This is a genomic window from Sphingobium cupriresistens (genome assembly GCF_004152865.1).
GTDB lineage: Bacteria > Pseudomonadota > Alphaproteobacteria > Sphingomonadales > Sphingomonadaceae > Sphingobium > Sphingobium cupriresistens.
This window is the reverse complement of the sequence record NZ_SEOO01000013.1, coordinates 37,795-54,584: the sequence shown is the minus strand read 5'-3', so window position 1 is coordinate 54,584 and position 16,790 is coordinate 37,795. Positions and strand designations below refer to the sequence as shown.

11 protein-coding genes are annotated in these 16,790 nt (G+C 62.6%); 8 read left to right on the top strand and 3 right to left on the bottom strand.

Annotated features, from left to right (window positions below):
- Positions 1-34 precede the first annotated feature (34 nt).
- From EWH12_RS09620 to EWH12_RS09600, 5 genes are all read left to right on the top strand, one after another.
- Positions 35-1,963, top strand: coding sequence for a heme lyase CcmF/NrfE family subunit (locus tag EWH12_RS09620; protein ID WP_066601512.1), 1,929 nt, complete (start codon positions 35-37; stop codon positions 1,961-1,963).
- A complete protein-coding gene (locus EWH12_RS09615) occupies positions 1,960-2,487 on the top strand; it encodes a redoxin family protein (protein ID WP_207212383.1) in 528 nt (175 codons plus the stop codon). The genes EWH12_RS09620 and EWH12_RS09615 overlap by 4 nt, the downstream gene beginning before the upstream one ends.
- A complete protein-coding gene (locus EWH12_RS09610; protein WP_129926423.1) occupies positions 2,484-2,894 on the top strand; it encodes a cytochrome c-type biogenesis protein in 411 nt (136 codons plus the stop codon). Before EWH12_RS09615 ends, EWH12_RS09610 begins: the two co-directional genes overlap by 4 nt.
- Complete coding sequence (locus tag EWH12_RS09605; RefSeq protein WP_066601520.1) at positions 2,891-3,535, top strand: tetratricopeptide repeat protein; 645 nt, start codon at positions 2,891-2,893, stop codon at positions 3,533-3,535. Before EWH12_RS09610 ends, EWH12_RS09605 begins: the two co-directional genes overlap by 4 nt.
- 122 nt (positions 3,536-3,657) lie before the next feature.
- Positions 3,658-5,586, top strand: a complete 1,929-nt coding sequence (locus tag EWH12_RS09600) for a potassium transporter Kup (protein WP_066601522.1) — start codon at positions 3,658-3,660, stop codon at positions 5,584-5,586.
- Between the two features lie 160 nt (positions 5,587-5,746).
- On the opposite strand, the gene EWH12_RS09595 is transcribed toward EWH12_RS09600, so the two are convergent.
- Entirely contained in the window at positions 5,747-6,214 is a 468-nt protein-coding gene (locus EWH12_RS09595) for an Hsp20 family protein (protein ID WP_066601523.1), read from the bottom strand.
- A gap of 286 nt (positions 6,215-6,500) precedes the next feature.
- Positions 6,501-8,789: an asparagine synthase-related protein gene (locus tag EWH12_RS09590; protein WP_129926422.1), complete on the bottom strand. Its 2,289-nt coding sequence runs from the start codon at positions 8,787-8,789 to the stop codon at positions 6,501-6,503.
- A 570-nt stretch (positions 8,790-9,359) separates the two neighbouring features.
- Between EWH12_RS09590 and EWH12_RS09585 the strand changes: the two genes are divergently transcribed.
- Both EWH12_RS09585 and EWH12_RS09580 read left to right on the top strand, forming a co-directional pair.
- Positions 9,360-10,610, top strand: a complete 1,251-nt coding sequence (locus EWH12_RS09585) for a lipoprotein-releasing ABC transporter permease subunit (RefSeq protein ID WP_129926421.1) — start codon at positions 9,360-9,362, stop codon at positions 10,608-10,610.
- The gene (locus EWH12_RS09580) at positions 10,603-11,280 is read left to right on the top strand and encodes an ABC transporter ATP-binding protein (RefSeq protein WP_066601534.1); all 678 of its coding nucleotides are present in this window, start codon (positions 10,603-10,605) and stop codon (positions 11,278-11,280) included. The genes EWH12_RS09585 and EWH12_RS09580 overlap by 8 nt, the downstream gene beginning before the upstream one ends.
- On the opposite strand, the gene EWH12_RS09575 is transcribed toward EWH12_RS09580, so the two are convergent.
- A complete protein-coding gene (locus tag EWH12_RS09575; RefSeq protein ID WP_129926420.1) occupies positions 11,277-13,097 on the bottom strand; it encodes a diguanylate cyclase in 1,821 nt (606 codons plus the stop codon). The genes EWH12_RS09580 and EWH12_RS09575 overlap by 4 nt on opposite strands.
- Positions 13,098-13,220: 123 nt before the next feature.
- Here EWH12_RS09575 and dnaE point away from each other — a divergent pair, with 123 nt between their 5' ends.
- Positions 13,221-16,760, top strand: coding sequence for a DNA polymerase III subunit alpha (gene dnaE, locus EWH12_RS09570; RefSeq protein WP_129926458.1), 3,540 nt, complete (start codon positions 13,221-13,223; stop codon positions 16,758-16,760).
- The last annotated feature ends 30 nt before the right edge of the window (positions 16,761-16,790 follow it).

Below are 16,790 nucleotides of genomic sequence, written 5' to 3'. Positions count from 1 at the left end.
GTCATGCCGGATGTATAGTCGAGGGGCACCGCCCATGATCGCGGAAACCGGCCTCGCCGCGCTCTGGCTCGCCGCGTCGCTGGCGCTGCTCCAACTCGTTCTGGCCTTCGCGGGCCTCAAGGGCGGCAAGCCCGACCTGCTGGCCGCCGTCCGTCCCGCCGCCGTGGCGCAGGGCGTGCTGACCGCCATCGCGTTCGCGGCGCTCATCACGTTGTTCATGCGCTCAGACATGTCGGTGCTACTGGTCGTCACCAACAGCCATTCGATGAAGCCCTGGCTCTATAAATTCGCTGGCACCTGGGGCAATCATGAAGGCTCGATGCTGCTATGGGTGACGGTGATGGGCGTGGCGGGCGCCGCCGTCGCCCTGTTCGAGCGCGCGTTGCAGCGGAACGCCCATATGGCGACGCTGGGCGGACAGGCGGCGATTTCACTGGGTTTCTACGCCTTTCTCCTCTTCTCCTCCAATCCCTTCGCCCGGATCGATCCGGCGCCGGCGGACGGGCAGGGACTGAACCCGCTGCTGCAAGACCCCGGCCTCGCCTTCCATCCGCCCACGCTTTATCTCGGCTATGTCGGCCTGTCGGTCGCCTTTTCATTCGCCATTGGCGCGCTGCTGACGCGGCAGGTCGACGCCGCCTTCGCCCGTGCGATGCGGCCATGGGTGCTGGCGGCCTGGGTGCTGTTGACGCTCGGTATCACCGCGGGCAGCTATTGGGCCTATTATGAACTGGGCTGGGGCGGTTGGTGGTTCTGGGATCCGGTGGAGAACGCATCGTTGATGCCCTGGCTCGCGGCGACGGCGTTGCTCCACAGCGTCACGGTGTTGGCCACGCGCGACGCCCTGCGCGCCTGGACGGTGATGCTGGCGGTGGTCGCCTTCTCCATGTCGATGGTCGGCACTTTCCTGGTGCGCTCCGGCATTCTGACCAGCGTCCACGCCTTCGCCGTCGACCCGACGCGGGGCAGCTTCATCCTGGGCCTGCTCGCCCTTTATATCGGCGGCGCACTGGCGCTGTTCGGCTGGCGGATCGGATCGGTGCGGGAAGGCGCGCCGTTCGAACTGGTCAGTCGCGAAACCATGTTGGTGGTCAATAATCTGCTGCTGACGGTCATATTGGGTCTGGTCCTGATCGGCACCCTCTATCCGCTGATGACTGAAGCCTTTGGCCATAAAGTGTCGGTTGGCGCGCCCTATTTCGACCGGATCGCCGGGCCGATCGCGCTGGCGCTGATGGTGGCGATGGCGGCCGGGCCGCTCACCCGCTGGCGCAAGGATCAGGCGCGGGCTGTTGGAAAACGATTGCTGATCCCGTTGTGCATCGCGCTACTGGTGTCCATCTCCCTGTCTCTTTTCGCCTGGGGCCGCATCGGCATCTTGCCCTTCCTGGGCCTGGTCATCGCGGTCGCGGTCGGCGTGGGCAGCCTCGCGCCGCTGTGGAAGCGCAAGCTGTTGCGCACGCCGCTCTTCACCTATGGCATGGTCGTCGCCCATCTGGGCTGCGCAGTCAGCCTGGCCGGCATGGCCTGCGATTCGGCCTTCACGGTCGAAAAGCTGGTGGCCGCCCGTCCCGGCGACATGATCCAGACCGCCGGATGGTCGCTGCGCTTGCGTCAGATCATACCAATCGCGGGCGACAATTGGACCGCGTTGCAGGCGGATATGGACGCCAGCCGCGGCGGCTCTTCGGTGCTGATCCGCCCGCAATCGCGCTTCTTCGCCTCGCCCCCGACCAGCACCAGCGAGGCGGCCTTGCTGACCCGCTGGGATGGCCAGCTCTATGTCGTGCTGGGTGAAGAGGTGGAGGGCGGCCGTTGGCAGCTGCGCATCTGGTGGAAGCCGTTCGTCACGCTGATCTGGCTGGGCGGCATCATGATCGCGCTGGGAGGCGCGCTGGCGCTGGTCGGTCGCGAACGGCGCGGCTGGCTGCTGAAATGGCGGGCGCGGGAGGCGCGGCTATGAGGAGGCTGCTGATCTGGTTGCCGTTGGCGCTGTTCCTGGGCTTTATCGGCCTGTTCGCCAGCGGCTTGTTCAAGCCCGACGACCGCGTGATCCATTCCCGCCTGGTCGGCCAACCCCTGCCGGTCTTCAGCCTGCCTGCGGCGGCGAGCGACCGTCCGGCGCTGTCCAGCGGCCAACTCGCCACCGGCAAGCCGCGGCTGCTCAACATCTTCGCCAGTTGGTGCGTACCCTGCGCCGCCGAAGCGCCGCAGCTTGAAGCGCTCCAGAAAGCCGGGGCGCAGATCGACGCCATCGCCATCCGCGATGCTCGGCCGGACGTGGACGCTTTCTTGAAGCGCTACGGCAACCCCTATGCCCGCATCGGCCTCGACGCCCGCAGCGCGGTGCAGATGGCGCTGGGATCGTCGGGCGTGCCGGAAACCTTCGTGATCGATGGCAAGGGGCGGATCGCCCATCAGCATATCGGCGACATCCGCGCCGACGACGTGCCGATGATCCTTGAGAAACTGAGGGCCGCGCAATGAGGCTGATCCTCCTTTTCCTGCTTATGCTGTTCGTCACGCCTCTCAGCGCCCAGACCGCATTGCCGCCCGCCCCCTATGCCGACCGGCAGATCGCCGACCCGGCGCTGGAGCGCAAGGCGAAGGCGTTGATGGAAACCATCCGCTGCCTCACTTGCCAAAGCCAGTCGATCGCCGATTCGGGGGCCAGCATGGCGGGCGACATGCGATCGCAGATTCGCGAACGGATCATGGCGGGCGAGCAGCCCGAAGCGATCCGAAGCTGGCTGATCGCCCGCTATGGCGACTGGGTCAGCTATGAACCCACCGCTGCGCCGATCCTCTGGCCGCTCTGGGCCGCGCCAGTGCTGCTGCTGGGCCTTGGCCTGATGTTGCTGCGCGGACGGATCAAGCAGAGGAAGCGGGCATGACCGGCTGGTTCATCGCCTTCGGCCTCGCCGCCGCCGGATTTATCGCCTTGCTCCTGATCGGCCGCATTCCCCGATCGGCGCGGGAGATCAGCGCGGCGGCGCTGCTGCTGGGCCTGGCCGGCTATGCATGGCAGGGCAATCCGGGGCTGGCGGGCGCCCCGCGCGCCAGCCGGGAGAGCGCGGGCGACAAATTTGACGAGAAGCTGGCCGAACAGCGCCGCGGGATGGCCGAACGCTACGGCCCGGCTGGCCAATGGCTGATGCTATCCGATGGCCTGGGTCGGCAGGGCAAGACGCGGGAAGCGGCCAATATCCTGCTGTCAGGCCTGCGCGCGACCCCCGACGATCCCAATCTGTGGCTGGGCCTGGGCAATGCATTGGTCGCCCATGCCGACGGCGTGGTGTCGCCCGGTGCGGACTTCGCCTATCGCCGTGCGCTGACGCTGGATCCGGAAGGGCCGGCGCCCCGCTATTTCTACGGCCTGGCCCTGGCCCGCAACGGCCAGTTGCAGCCCGCCCGCGACCTATGGGCGCCGTTGGCCGCGAGCGCGCCGCCCGGCAGCAAGGTCAGGGCGGAACTGGAGGCCAATATCGCGCGTATCGACTCGATGCTGGATGCAGGCGGCCCGGCGGCGCCATGATGCAGCGCAGCGTTCGCATTGCGCGCCTTCCGGAGCCATGATAGGGCGCGGCGGTTTACAGGGGACAAGCGGACTATTCCGCCGTTGCCCCCCTATGGGTGTCGATACGAGCATGATCCTTCATGGCTGACCTCCTTCCGAATACCGCCCCGGCTTCCCATGACGAGGAGCAGGGGGGGCATGGTCATGCGCGGCAAAAGGCCACGCTGAAACTGGTGGTCGGCGCGATCGGCATCGTGTTCGGCGACATCGGCACCAGCCCGCTCTACGCCTTCCGCGAAACCTTCGCCGGGCATCATACGCTCACGCTCGATCCTGATCATATATTGGGCGTCATCAGCCTGATGTTCTGGTCGATGATGCTGGTGGTGACGCTGAAATATGTCAGCATCATCATGCGTGCGGACAATAAGGGCGAGGGCGGCAGCCTGGCGTTGCTGGCGCTGATCAACGGCCAGACCAAGACGCAGCGCTGGTCGCGCGGCATCGTGTTGCTGGGCGTATTCGCCACCGCGCTCTTCTACGGCGACTCGATGATCACGCCGGCGGTGTCGGTGCTGTCGGCGGTGGAGGGGCTTGCCGTCTATAGTCCAGACCTGGCGCCCGTGATCCTGCCGGTGGCGGTGGTCATCCTGGTCGGTCTGTTCTGGATTCAGGGGCTGGGCACCAACAAGGTCGCAGCCTTTTTCGGCCCGATCATGCTGCTCTATTTCCTGACGATCGCGGCGCTGGGCGTTCTCTCGATCATCAAGACGCCAGGCATCCTCTATGCCTTCAATCCTTATTGGGCGGTGATGTTCTTCGTCACCGATCCGATGCCGGCCTTTCTGGCGCTGGGGTCGGTCGTGCTGGCGGTGACGGGGGCCGAGGCGCTCTACGCCGATATGGGTCATTTCGGCCGCAATCCGATCCGCGTGTCCTGGCTTGCCTTCGTGCTGCCCGCGTTGATGCTGAACTATATGGGGCAGGGCGCATTGCTATTCCGCGAGGGCGCCGCGGCGCTGCACAGCCCCTTCTACAATCTGGCGCCGCAATGGGGGCAATTGCCGCTGATCGTGTTGGCGACGCTGGCCGCCATCATCGCGTCGCAGGCGGTGATTTCCGGCGCCTTTTCCGTGACGCAACAGGCGATCCAACTGGGGTTCATGCCCCGCCTGCGGATCGAACATACCAGCGCGTCGACCGCGGGCCAGATTTACATCCCCCTCATCAACTGGGGGTTGATGATGATGGTGATCCTGCTGGTGCTGACGTTCCAGACATCGTCCAACCTGACCGCCGCCTATGGCATCGCGGTGACGGGCGCGATGTTCATCGACAATGTGCTGCTGACGGTGGTGCTTTATCGTCTGTGGCACTGGAAATGGTATTATGCCGCGCCGCTGCTCACCATTTTCTATCTGGTGGATGGCGCCTATCTGGCGGCCAACCTGACCAAGGTGCCGGATGGCGGCTGGTTCCCGCTGTTGATCGGCTTCATCGTCTTCACCTTGCTGACCACCTGGTCGCGTGGCCGCCGCCTGGTGCAGGATCGGTTGCGCGAAGCGGCGATGCCGATCCCGGTCTTCGTCGCCTCCGCCGCCAACAGCGCGGTGCGGGTGCCCGGTACGGCGGTGTTCATGACATCGACGCCCGATGGCGTGCCCCATGCGCTGCTCCATAACCTCAAGCACAATAAGGTGCTGCATGAGCGGGTCATATTGCTGACCGTCAAGATCAGGGACGTGCCGGTGGTTGAGGATGACGGCCGGTGCAAGCTGGAGGATCTGGGCCGGGGTTTCTTCCGCATGGTGCTGCAATATGGCTTCATGCAGGAACCCGACGTTCCCGCCGCGCTGAAAAATGTCACCGGTTGCGGACAGGCGTTCAAGATGATGGACACCAGCTTCTTCCTCGCCCGCCAGACGCTGTTGCCATCGGCCAAGCCGGGGATGCCGCTGTGGCGGGAGAAGATTTTCGCCTGGATGTTGCGCAATGCGGAAAGCGCGATGGAGTTTTTCCGCTTGCCCACCAACCGCGTCGTCGAACTGGGTAGCCAGGTCGAGATATAGGAATAACCCGGTGACGGTTGCGATCTTTCCTTTGATCCGCGCGACATTTCCTGGTCATCCTGATCCAAGGATAACATTCGGTTGGGCTGCTTTATCGATGTGGTGACAGGAAAGGGCGCGGCCTTGCGGTCGCGCCCTTCGTTTCGCGTCGATGCCGGGATCAGGCGGCGTCGCGGTCCTTGGCGTTGATGTCCACCAACTGACCGCCATTGACGGCGATCTTCTTGGGCTTCATCGCTTCGGGCACTTCGCGGACCAGTTCGACGATCAACAGGCCGTCGGCCAGGTCGGCCTTTTCGACGCGCACGAAATCGGCGAGTTCGAAGCGGCGCTCAAAGCTGCGGTTGGCGATGCCGACATGCAGGAATTTGGAGCGGTCCGCCGGCGAGGCGTCGTCCTTGCGACCGATCACCTGGAGCAGATTCTGCTGAGCGGTGATGTCGATTTCGTCCGGGCGGAAACCGGCGACGGCCAGGGTGACGCGATAGCGATCCTCCGACAGGCGTTCGATGTTGAAGGGCGGGTAATTATCGCCCTGGGCAAGCCGGGCGTTGTTTTCGATCAGGTCGAACAGACGATCGAAGCCGACGGTGGAGCGGCGATAGGGGGTCAGGTCAAAAGCACGCATTTCATAATCTCCCAAAGAGCAAAATGAACGAACCGAACCCTGATATAGGCGTCCGGTGGTAGAACGCCCGGCCCCATGGAGGCGACCGGACAGGTTGGATATGGTCGTCCTGAATGCGGTTTCAAGATGGATGCGGCGCGGGATTTATCGCGTCACCATGACGTTCAGGATGAGAAATTTCACGTTGGCGAATAGGGGCGAAGCAGCGGACTGGCTTTCAACGGATCAATGATCGGAGCGGGCAGCGTCGCGCTTTCGGGTCCGCTGGCAGTCAGGGCGGTAGTGCCTAATAAGCGATGCCCACCATGCCTTCTCGCGTAAATCCGTTTCCATAATCGAAGAAAATCTCTAGATTTCCGCCAGAAGGAGGCAGAGACAGTTTGAAGATACACCCTGCTATGTCCGATAAATCCGTACCCTTTGGCAGATAAATATGAGGATCCTGGCCCGACGCGCGCAGGTCCACGCCACCATCCGGGCGCGCCACCATGGCCAACTCGCCATTGGTTTGCAGTTTGGCGAGTTCCAGTGTCGCGACCGTTCCATCCTGCCGGCGTAACATCATGCTGTGCAGGACGAGATTTGAAGGCTTTGACGCAGGGTCGATCCGCACATTGCGCAATTTTTCTTTAGGAAATGCGATGTCAAAGTTGCGAGCTTGTAGTCCGGGCGTGCGAACCTCAACCGGGATTGTCATCGGGGTGTCAGAAAAATTCGGAATATTTGTGATCAAGTCCGGCGCATTTATTCGCGAATTTGCGATTTTGTCCGGTGAACGAACCTGGTCCCCAGCCGCCAGAACGAGAATTTCGCATAGGTTGACGATCGTTCTTACTATAGGCGTATTGTTTACGCGGCTTGCATCCTCCAAAAACAACATCAGTCGATCGATATCGACCATTTCCTCCAGCCCGCTGAAATCGTGGGATCGGATATAATCGCGGATATGGCTGCCGCCGCGTTTGGCCAGAGTGATGTGCCATGATGGGGCAGACGGATGCTTGGGTGTCGGCAGCCGCAGCTCGGTTCCTGGCAATTTCACCCTCGCTGATCGAGCTTGGAAATGGTCAGGCCATTTCTTGTTCAGATAGGGTAGTTCAAGCAGGTCCGGCCGCAGGGTTAGCATGGCTTCAAAAATGAATTTACGCTCGCGCCGGTCGACCAGGCTTTGCTTCAAACCTGTACGCGAAGCGAATTTGGACGCTAAAGGCGCAATTCGACACAGAGAGCCGACATTCGCCGCCATGGCCCCGCCCCACCATGGCAAGCGGAAATCGAAATAAAACAGTTCAGGAATGTCATTCAGCTCGGCGCCTTCATCCAGCACCGTTTCGAGCCAATTGTCACAAAAAGCCTCATCTGCGGCAATGGCAGACGGCTGCAAAATTCCCATAGGGTCAAAATCTTGCTGAGGCTCTTTCATAAACGCACGAGCAACATCGCGGGACACGACATCGATCAATGCGTTGGAGGGGCGAACCCGTTTGAAATAGGAATCGAAATAGCCCACCAGATCGAGGCGGACCTGGGTCGCCGTTGCTGCTCCGCCGTCCCATGCGCCCGGCGCCCCTTCGAAGCGAAAAGCGTGGCGGCGCAAATCGTCCCAAATTTTGTCTAAGGGCCGTTCCGAGACTGAGGTGGGGGGTGTGTGAATATTCTTTACGTGGGGAACCCCCGCCTTTTGCGCCACCATTTCGGCGGCCGCAATATCAGGATTGTCGGCGAAGCCATATGTGAAGGTTTCAATACGATCGGCAACGCTGCTTTCCAGTGCCGCCGCCAGAACCAGACGTGAATCTTCACCGCCAGTCAGCGATATCCGGATCGGCTGATCTTGTAAGCCTGGCATTCTGGATAATGTGTCGAAATTATTGACGAGTTCGGAAACCGAACGAATATAGTCGGCCCGTGACGGTTCGCCCCGTGCGGTGAATATAGGCTCCCCGGACCGCCGCGTTTCGAAACCCTTTCCAGGTGTGAATACGCCTGCAAATCCCGGCCGCAACAATCGCACGCCTTTTAGGAAGGAGCGGTCCGTGAACTTGTTGCCCTTACCCAGAAGGTCTGCAATCTGTGAAAAATCAATTTCCAGTTTCGCCGTCGGCGTGAGCAAGGGATTGAGAAACATCTGTCGGTTCGACGCCGCAAAATAATTATCATCTTCAATAAAATATATGGGTCGTAGACCAGTGAAGTCAGATAAAATACTCAATGTTCCAGTGTTGAAATCATAGCTGGCTGCGCATAGTTCGCCGTCGATATGATCGTTTACCGTAAAGGCCCTGTGTTGCCGGAAGAGATCATATATGTAATCGACACTCTTCTGGTTGTGGTTTTTGAGAGCGCAGTACCCGTCAAATGCCGCGAGATTACCATCCCTAACGACGCTTTTTTCACCTAGCCCCAGGAAATCGTGACTTTCCGTCGATGCGAAAAAGGCATTGTCGGATAGGGACAATATTTTTTTTCTGGCCGGCACGTAAGGAACCAGATGATCGACACCCATTTTCAATCGATCAAGAAGCCTGTTGCGGGCATCGACATTTTTCGCATGGACAATAAGGAAATGATGCATTTGAACCCCAATTTCAGGTGGCTTACTTGATTCTGTGGGTGGTATCCTGCGATATTTGCTGTGCTCCGACAATCGGGGTGGGCGAGCAAAATACGACACTCTTCTGAGTTTATGCCGGGTTCAACGACATTTTTCCGAATTGCCGATCGGCGACGCCCTATTCAGGCCAAGGGACAAGTTGCCTGGACGGTAACCCGCCATAACAATTACGGCCCGTTCGAATAAGCAAGTTGTGATGGCGATAAGGCGCAATAAAAAACACCCGGATCGTGTTTTCACGATCCGGGTGTTTAATGGACGATTGCTCGTCTCCCCCTTGGCCTGCCTCAACCGCTTCTCAGCCCCCTAAGCTCGAAACGGGATGCAGTATCCCTGAACCACGGCCATTCACCTGTGCTTCGACTGTCTTGCTATGACCGCCGGGGGCCTGAGTCACGGCCAAAATCCGGGCCGTGCTATTTTCCGTTCGTCGCTGTGGCCACGATGCAACAATCGGGCAATGCTTGCCGTTGTCAGGCTCCATGCCTAGAGCGTCAGGCAGACCATCCTGCAAGGGGCCGTTCGCGCCACATGATTCTATCCCGTTACGAACGCATGATCGCCAAGCGCTACCTGCTGCCAGGCAAGGGGGAGGGGTTCATCTTCCTGGTCGCCGGCATCAGCCTGGCCGCCGTCATGCTGGGTGTCGCCGCGCTCATCATCGTCATGAGCGTCATGAACGGCTTCCGCGCCGAACTGTTCGACAAGATCGTCGGCCTGAACGGCCATGCCGTCGTGCAGGGCTATGGCGGGCGCCTGCCCGACTGGCAGTCCGTGCTGAAACAGGCGAAGGCGACCCCCGGCGTCACCAGCGCCACGCCGATGATCGAACAGCCGCTGCTCGCGACGTTCAACGGCCGGGTGGAGGCGGTGCTGGTGCGGGGCATGACCGTACCCGACATTCGCGCCAACAAGACGCTCAAGGGCAAGGTTCTGGCCGGTAGCCTGGACAATCTGGTCGCCAATGGCGGCAAGATCGGCATCGGATCGCGGCTGGCCGAAAATCTGGGCATCCAGCTGGGCGACAGCCTGACCATCATCAATCCGGCGGGGCGATCGACGCCGTTCGGCACGGTGCCGCGGCAGGTCGGCTATCAGGTGTCGGCGATCTTCGAAGTCGGCATCTATGATTATGACAAGGCGATGGTGGTCATGCCGGTGGAGGACGCCCAGACGCTGCTGCTGCTGGGCGACGTCGTCAGCATGATTGAGGTCGAAACGATCGATCCCGACAAGGTGGGCCAGATATTGGAGCCGCTGGCGGGCAAGGTCGCCGGCCGCGCGGCCATCACCGATTGGCGGCAGATGAACGCATCGCTGTTCGAGGCGCTGGCGGTGGAGCGGGTGGCGATGTTCGTCGTGCTGTCGATCATCGTGCTGGTGGCGGTGTTCAACATCCTCTCCTCGCTCATCATGCTGGTGCGCGCCAAAACCCGCGACATCGCGATTTTGCGGACGATGGGGGCGAGCCGGGTGGGGCTGGTCAAGATTTTCATGACCGTGGGCGTCACCATCGGCACGCTGGGCATGGTGGCTGGCATGATATTGGGCTTCACTTTCCTCTTCTTCCGCCAAAGCCTGGTCAATGCGATCCAGTTCGTGACGGGGCAGAATCTGTGGGACCCCTCGATCCGATTCCTGACCGAACTGCCATCGCAGCCCGATCCGGTGGAGATTGCGGTGATTTGCATCATGGCGCTGGTGTTCAGTTTCCTCGCCACGCTCTATCCGGCCTTCAAGGCCGCCAATACCGATCCTGTCCAGGTGCTGCGTTATGAATGATATACTGAAGGTCACGGGCCTTGCGCGCAGCTTCACCCAGGGCGGCGTCACCATCGACGTGTTGCGGGGCATTGACCTGACCGTAGGGCCGGGCGAGATCGTCGCGCTGCTAGGGCCGTCCGGTTCGGGCAAATCGACGCTGTTGCAGGCGGTGGGGCTGCTGGAGGGCGGGTTCGACGGATCGATCCGCATCGACGGCGAAGAAGCGGCGAAGCTGGACAATGACGGCCGCACCCGATTGCGCCGCGATGCGCTGGGCTTCGTCTATCAGTTCCATCATCTGTTGCCCGATTTCAACGCGACCGAGAATGTCATCCTGCCGCAGGTGATCCGCGACGTCGAGATGCCGGCGGCGAAGGCGCGGGCGGAATCGCTGCTGACGGCGCTGGGGCTGGGCCATCGTCTCGACCATCGGCCGAGCCAGCTGTCCGGGGGCGAACAGCAGCGCGTCGCTGTCGCGCGCGCGCTGGCCAACCGCCCGGCGCTGGTGCTGGCGGATGAGCCGACCGGCAATCTGGACGAGCGGACGGCGGACGTCGTGCTGTCGGAATTTCTGCGGCTGGTGCGGGGCGAAGGGTCCGCCGCGCTCGTGGCGACGCATAATGAGCGGCTGGCGCAGAAGATGGACCGGGTGGTGCGGCTGCATGAAGGCGTGTTGCAAGGCGCCTAGGCCGCCACTGAAGCCCCGTCTCGGACGGTCGCGACCAGGATGCGGTCCCGACCTTCCGTCTTAGCGCGCAGCAGCGCGGCGTCTGCGGTCTGAAGCAGCCGGTCGGGCCGTCCATGATCGGGGAAGGCGGACAGGCCGAAAGAGGCCGTGATCGGTCCCAGTTCCTTGCCATTATGGCCCAGGCGCAAATCCTGGATGCGGCGTTGAATCTGCATCGCGCGGCCCAGCGCCTGATCCAGGGTGAAGCCTGGCATCAAAATGACGAACTCTTCGCCGCCCAGACGGAAGGCGTGGCCATGTTCGCGCAGCGAGTCGCCCAGCACATTGCCCACGGCGCGCAGCACGGCGTCGCCCGCATCATGGCCATAGCTGTCGTTGAATCGCTTGAAATGGTCGATATCGACCATCAGGCAGGCCAGCGGCGCGCCGTGGCGATCGGCGTCCTGCACCAACGTCTGGAGCATGGCGTCGAACTGGCGCCGGTTGGGCAGGCCGGTCAGCGCATCGGCCATCGCCATGTCCCGCAGCGCGTCGCGCAGGCGCAGATTGGCGAGCGCCAAGCCGATATTTTCGGCCAGCATATCCAGATATTGACCGGTGCGTTCCAGATGATCGGCGCTGCTGTCCGTCGGTTCTTCATAATAGAGCATCCCGATACTTTCGCCCTGCGCGGCGAGCGGGATGCAGATGCTGCTGAGGCTTTCCATCACGCCGAGATGCTCGCCCAAATGCTCACACGGTATGTCCACCATCTCGCCGATCGGTCGGTGGGTCTGACCGCGCCGCAGCGCCCAGCAGGCCGAGGGCGGAAATTCGCCGCGCGAATAAGCCGGGGCCAGCCAGTCGCAGGCCTGGGTCATGGCGTTGCGGCGATTGTCGTGGATATAGAGCCGGCCCGGAAAATCGGGCGCGATCTCCGGGGCGAAGCGGCGCACGACATCGACCAGGTCGCTGACATTGTCGCAACCCTGGAGCCGTTGCGTCAGGCGCGAGATCAGGTCGCGCATCATACGGTCGGCGTCGCGCTCCTTCTCCAGCCGTTGCCGCTCCAGCCCGTTTTCGCGGAAGATGCGGACGGCCTGAGCCATGTCGCCGATTTCATCGACATGCGCGGATTCGGGCGGAATGGCGTCATAATCCTGGGCGGCGAGGCGGGTGACGACGTCGCTCAGCCGCACCACCGGCCGCAGGATGCGCCGTTTCAGCACGAAATAAAGAACGCACAGAAACAGCAGCGCCGTCATGCCCAGCATGATTTCGGACATGGTCCGCCATTGCCGGGCCGTGTCGGTCGCGCGCACCACCGCATGATCGGTGCGCTGGTCGAGCATATATTGGAACTTGCCGACCTGGGCCGCGACCCGATCCAGTTCCCGGCCATATTCGTCGCCGAACAGGATGGTGCGGGCGGTCCTGTCGTCGTTGGCCTCAGCGGCGCGGATCGCGGCGTCCTGCTCCTCGGTCAGGGCGTCGGCCCAGTGCATCGCCTGGCGCAGGGCGGTCAATTCGGCGTCGTCCGCGCCGACGTCGCGCAGATGGGTAATGCGCTGCTCGACGGAACGCAGCGCCTCCTTTTCCCGGCGATAGGCGATCAGATGGCTGGGATCGCCGGTAATCACGAAGCCGCGGGCCTGTTCGGTCAAACGATAGACATCCTCCTCCAGCGTGGCGGTCGCGCGATCGAAGGTCGCGCGCTGCGCCACCGCAGCGCGCTCGCGCTCCTCCGCGCTCGACGCCATCAACATGGTGACGCCGGAAAAAAGAGTGAGAGCGACGGTGGCCCCATAGGCCCAATTGGTGATCGTGGAGAGACGCATGATGCGGCGAAGGTAGCGGCAACAGGTTGGCAATCTGTTAAGGATGACGCGCAGGCGCTTTACCCACAGATTTCCTTTTCGAAGGACTGGGACGAATCAGGGATCGTCCCTAGATTGGCCGACATGCCCCATGCTCACTTCGCACCGCTGCGCGTCTTTTCCTCCTACACCATGCTGGAAGGGGCGATCGATCCCAAGAAGATCGCCAAGCAGGCCAAGGCTTTGGGCTTTCCGGCGGCGGCGATCACCGATCGCAACGGGCTTTACGGATCGATGGCCTTTTCCGACGGATGCAAGGATGAAGGCGTGCAGCCGATCATCGGCGCGATGCTGGGCGTATTGCGGCCGGGGCGGCCGGCCAATGCGCCGATGCATGACTGGCTGGCGCTCTATGCGCAGGACGCCGCGGGATATGACAATATCTGCGCGCTGGTATCGATGGCGCATCTGGATCGACCGGTCGAAGAAGTGCCGCATGTGACGGTCGAGGCGCTGGCCGGGCGGACCGATGGCCTCATCGCCCTGACGGCGGGTGGCGAGGGCGCTTTGGCGCGGCTGTTCGCGGAGGACCAGCCCGACGCGGCGGTCGCCTATGTCGAGCGGCTGGAGGCGCTGTTTCCCGATCGGCTGTATGTCGAAATTTGCCGCCGGCTCGACCCGGTGGAGGGCAAGGCGGAGCCGCATCTGCTCGACCTCGCTTATGATCGCAACCTGCCGCTGGTGGCGACCAACCCCACCTGTTTCACCGAACCGCATTTCCATGAAGCGCATGACGTCATGCTGTGCATCGCCGACAGTGCCTATGTCGACATGCCCGATCGCCGCACCAGTTCGCCTGACGCCTGGATGAAGCCGGCGGGCGAGATGAAGCGCCTGTTCGAGGATCTGCCCGAAGCGCTGGCCAATACGCTGGTGGTCGCGCAACGCTGCGCCGTGGCCGCGCCCAAACGCAAGCCGATCCTGCCCAGCCTGGCCGGCGATATCGAGGGCGAAGCAAGGATGCTGCGCGACCTGGCGAGCGCCGGACTGGACGCGCGTCTGGCGAAGTTGGGCATCATCGCGGACGAGGCGCGCCAGCCCTATATCGAGCGTCTCAAGTTCGAGACGGACATCATCATCCAGATGGGTTTTCCGGGCTATTTCCTGATCGTCGCCGACTTCATCAAATGGGCGAAGGATCATGACATTCCGGTGGGACCGGGCCGTGGGTCCGGCGCGGGATCGGTCGTCGCCTGGGCGCTGCTGATCACCGATCTCGATCCGCTGCAGCTCGGCCTGCTGTTCGAACGCTTCCTGAACCCGGAACGCGTGTCGATGCCCGACTTCGACATCGATTTCTGCGAAACCCGGCGCGGCGAGGTGATCCGCTACGTCCAGCAGAAATATGGCGCGGACCATGTGGCGCAGATCATCACCTTCGGTAAGCTCAAGGCGCGCGCGGTGCTCAAGGACACCGGGCGTGTGCTCCAGATGAGCTATGGCCAGGTCGATCGGCTCGCCAAGCTGGTGCCGAACCACCCGACCGATCCGTGGACGCTGGAGCGGTCGCTGAACGGGGTCGCCGAGTTTCGGGCGGAATATGACAATGACAAGCAGGTCCGCCGCCTGATCGATTATGCGATGAAGCTGGAGGGCTTTCCGCGTCACAGTTCCACCCATGCGGCCGGCGTGGTGATCGGCGACCGGCCGTTGCAGCAACTGGTGCCGCTCTATCGCGATCCGCGATCGGACATGCCGGTGACCCAGTTCGACATGAAATATGTCGAGGGCGCGGGGCTGGTGAAGTTCGACTTTCTGGGTCTGAAAACCCTGTCGGTGTTGCAGAAGGCGGTGCAGTTGCTGGCGGCGCGGGGCGTGACCGTAGATCTGGACACGCTCGCCTGGGACGATGGTGCGGTCTACGACCTTCTCCAGCGCGGCGACACAGTCGGTGTGTTCCAGCTTGAATCGGAAGGGATGCGCAAGACGCTGGCGGCGGTGCGGCCGACCAATTTCGGCGATATCATCGCGCTCGTCTCGCTCTATCGCCCCGGCCCGATGGACAATATCCCGATGTTCGGCCGCCGCAAGAACGGGCAGGAAGAGATTGAATATCCGCACATATTGCTGAAGCCGATCCTCGAAGAAACATACGGCATCTTCGTCTATCAGGAACAGGTAATGCAGGCCGCGCAAATCCTGGCCGGCTATTCGCTCGGCGACGCCGACCTGCTGCGCCGCGCGATGGGCAAGAAGGTGAAGGCCGAAATGGACGCGCAGCGCTCGCGCTTCGTCGAAGGCTGCGCCGCGAGCGACATCAAGCCGGCCAAGGCGAACGAACTGTTCGACTTGATCGACAAGTTCGCCGGCTATGGCTTCAACAAGTCGCACGCCGCCGCCTATGCGCTGCTCGCCTATCAGACGGCGTGGTTGAAGGCGCATTATCCGGCGGAATTCTACGCCGGGTCGATGGCGTTCGATATCCATCTGACCGAAAAACTGACGGTTTTCGTGGACGATATGCGGCGCATGGGGCTGACCTGCCTGGCGCCCGATCTCAACCGCAGCCAGGCCGACTTCACCGTCGAGGCCGTGCCCTGTGAAGGCGAGGACAAGCGGTTGGGCTTTGCCGTGCGCTACGCGCTGGGCGGCCTCAAGGGCGTGGGCGAGAAGGCGATGGAGCAACTGGTCGCCGAGCGCGAGGCGGCGGGGCCGTTCCAGACGCTGGACGACTTTGCCGACCGGATCGAGCCGCGATTGCTGAACCGGCGGCAGTTGGAAAGCCTGGCGGCGGCGGGGGCGTTCGATGGCGTCCATGCCGATCGGGCGGGCGTTCATGCCGCAGCGGAAACCATCTTGTCGGTGGCGTCGAGCAATGCAGCGGCGCGCGAAAGCGGGCAGGGCGGCCTGTTCGGCGATGTCGAGACGCCGCATGCCGACGTCCGCATTCCGCCGCATCAGGCCTGGACCGTGGCGGATCGCATGGCGCAGGAAAAGGAGGCGTTCGGTTTCTATTTCTCGGCGCATCCGGTCGATCGCTACAAGCATCTGGCCGAAGCGCGGGGCGCGCGCAGCTATGGCGCGGTGTGCCAGGCGCCGATGCCTGCGCCCAACGCCGAAGGGCGGGCGATGACGATCATGGCGGCGATGGTCGAGGATGTGCGCTGGCGCGAAACCAAGCGCGGGGCGCGCTACGCCAACGCGACCTTCTCCGACCAGAGCGGCCAGTTTCAGGCGAGTTGCTTTGACGAGGGTGCGTGCAAGGCGATCGAGGAACTGGCCGCCGATGGCGACTGCGCGCTGCTGGTGGTGGAACTGGACCGGTTGCCGGGCGAGGAGACCCCGCGCGTGACGGTGCGGGGGGTCGAGCCGTTCAGGGCGATCGCGAGCGCATCGCGCATGGAATTGACGGTCGATGTGGAGACCCCGCAGGCGGTCGAGGCGCTGGCGGCTTTGCTGGCGGGTGCGAGTGGAGGGCGGAGCGAGGTGTTCCTGCGCGCGCCGGTGGGCGAGGGGCAGGCGGCGCGGCTGTTTCTGGGCGACACCTATAGCCTGGGCGCGGATCAGGTGGATGCAATCTCTACGATCAAGGGGCTGTCGATCCACTGCTTCGAGCGGATGGATGTGAAGGCGGACGGCTACAAGACGCGCACGCGGCGAACGGCGATGCGGTTGGTAGGATGATTGCAGCGGGTTTTGCGCTGTCGTTTTGGG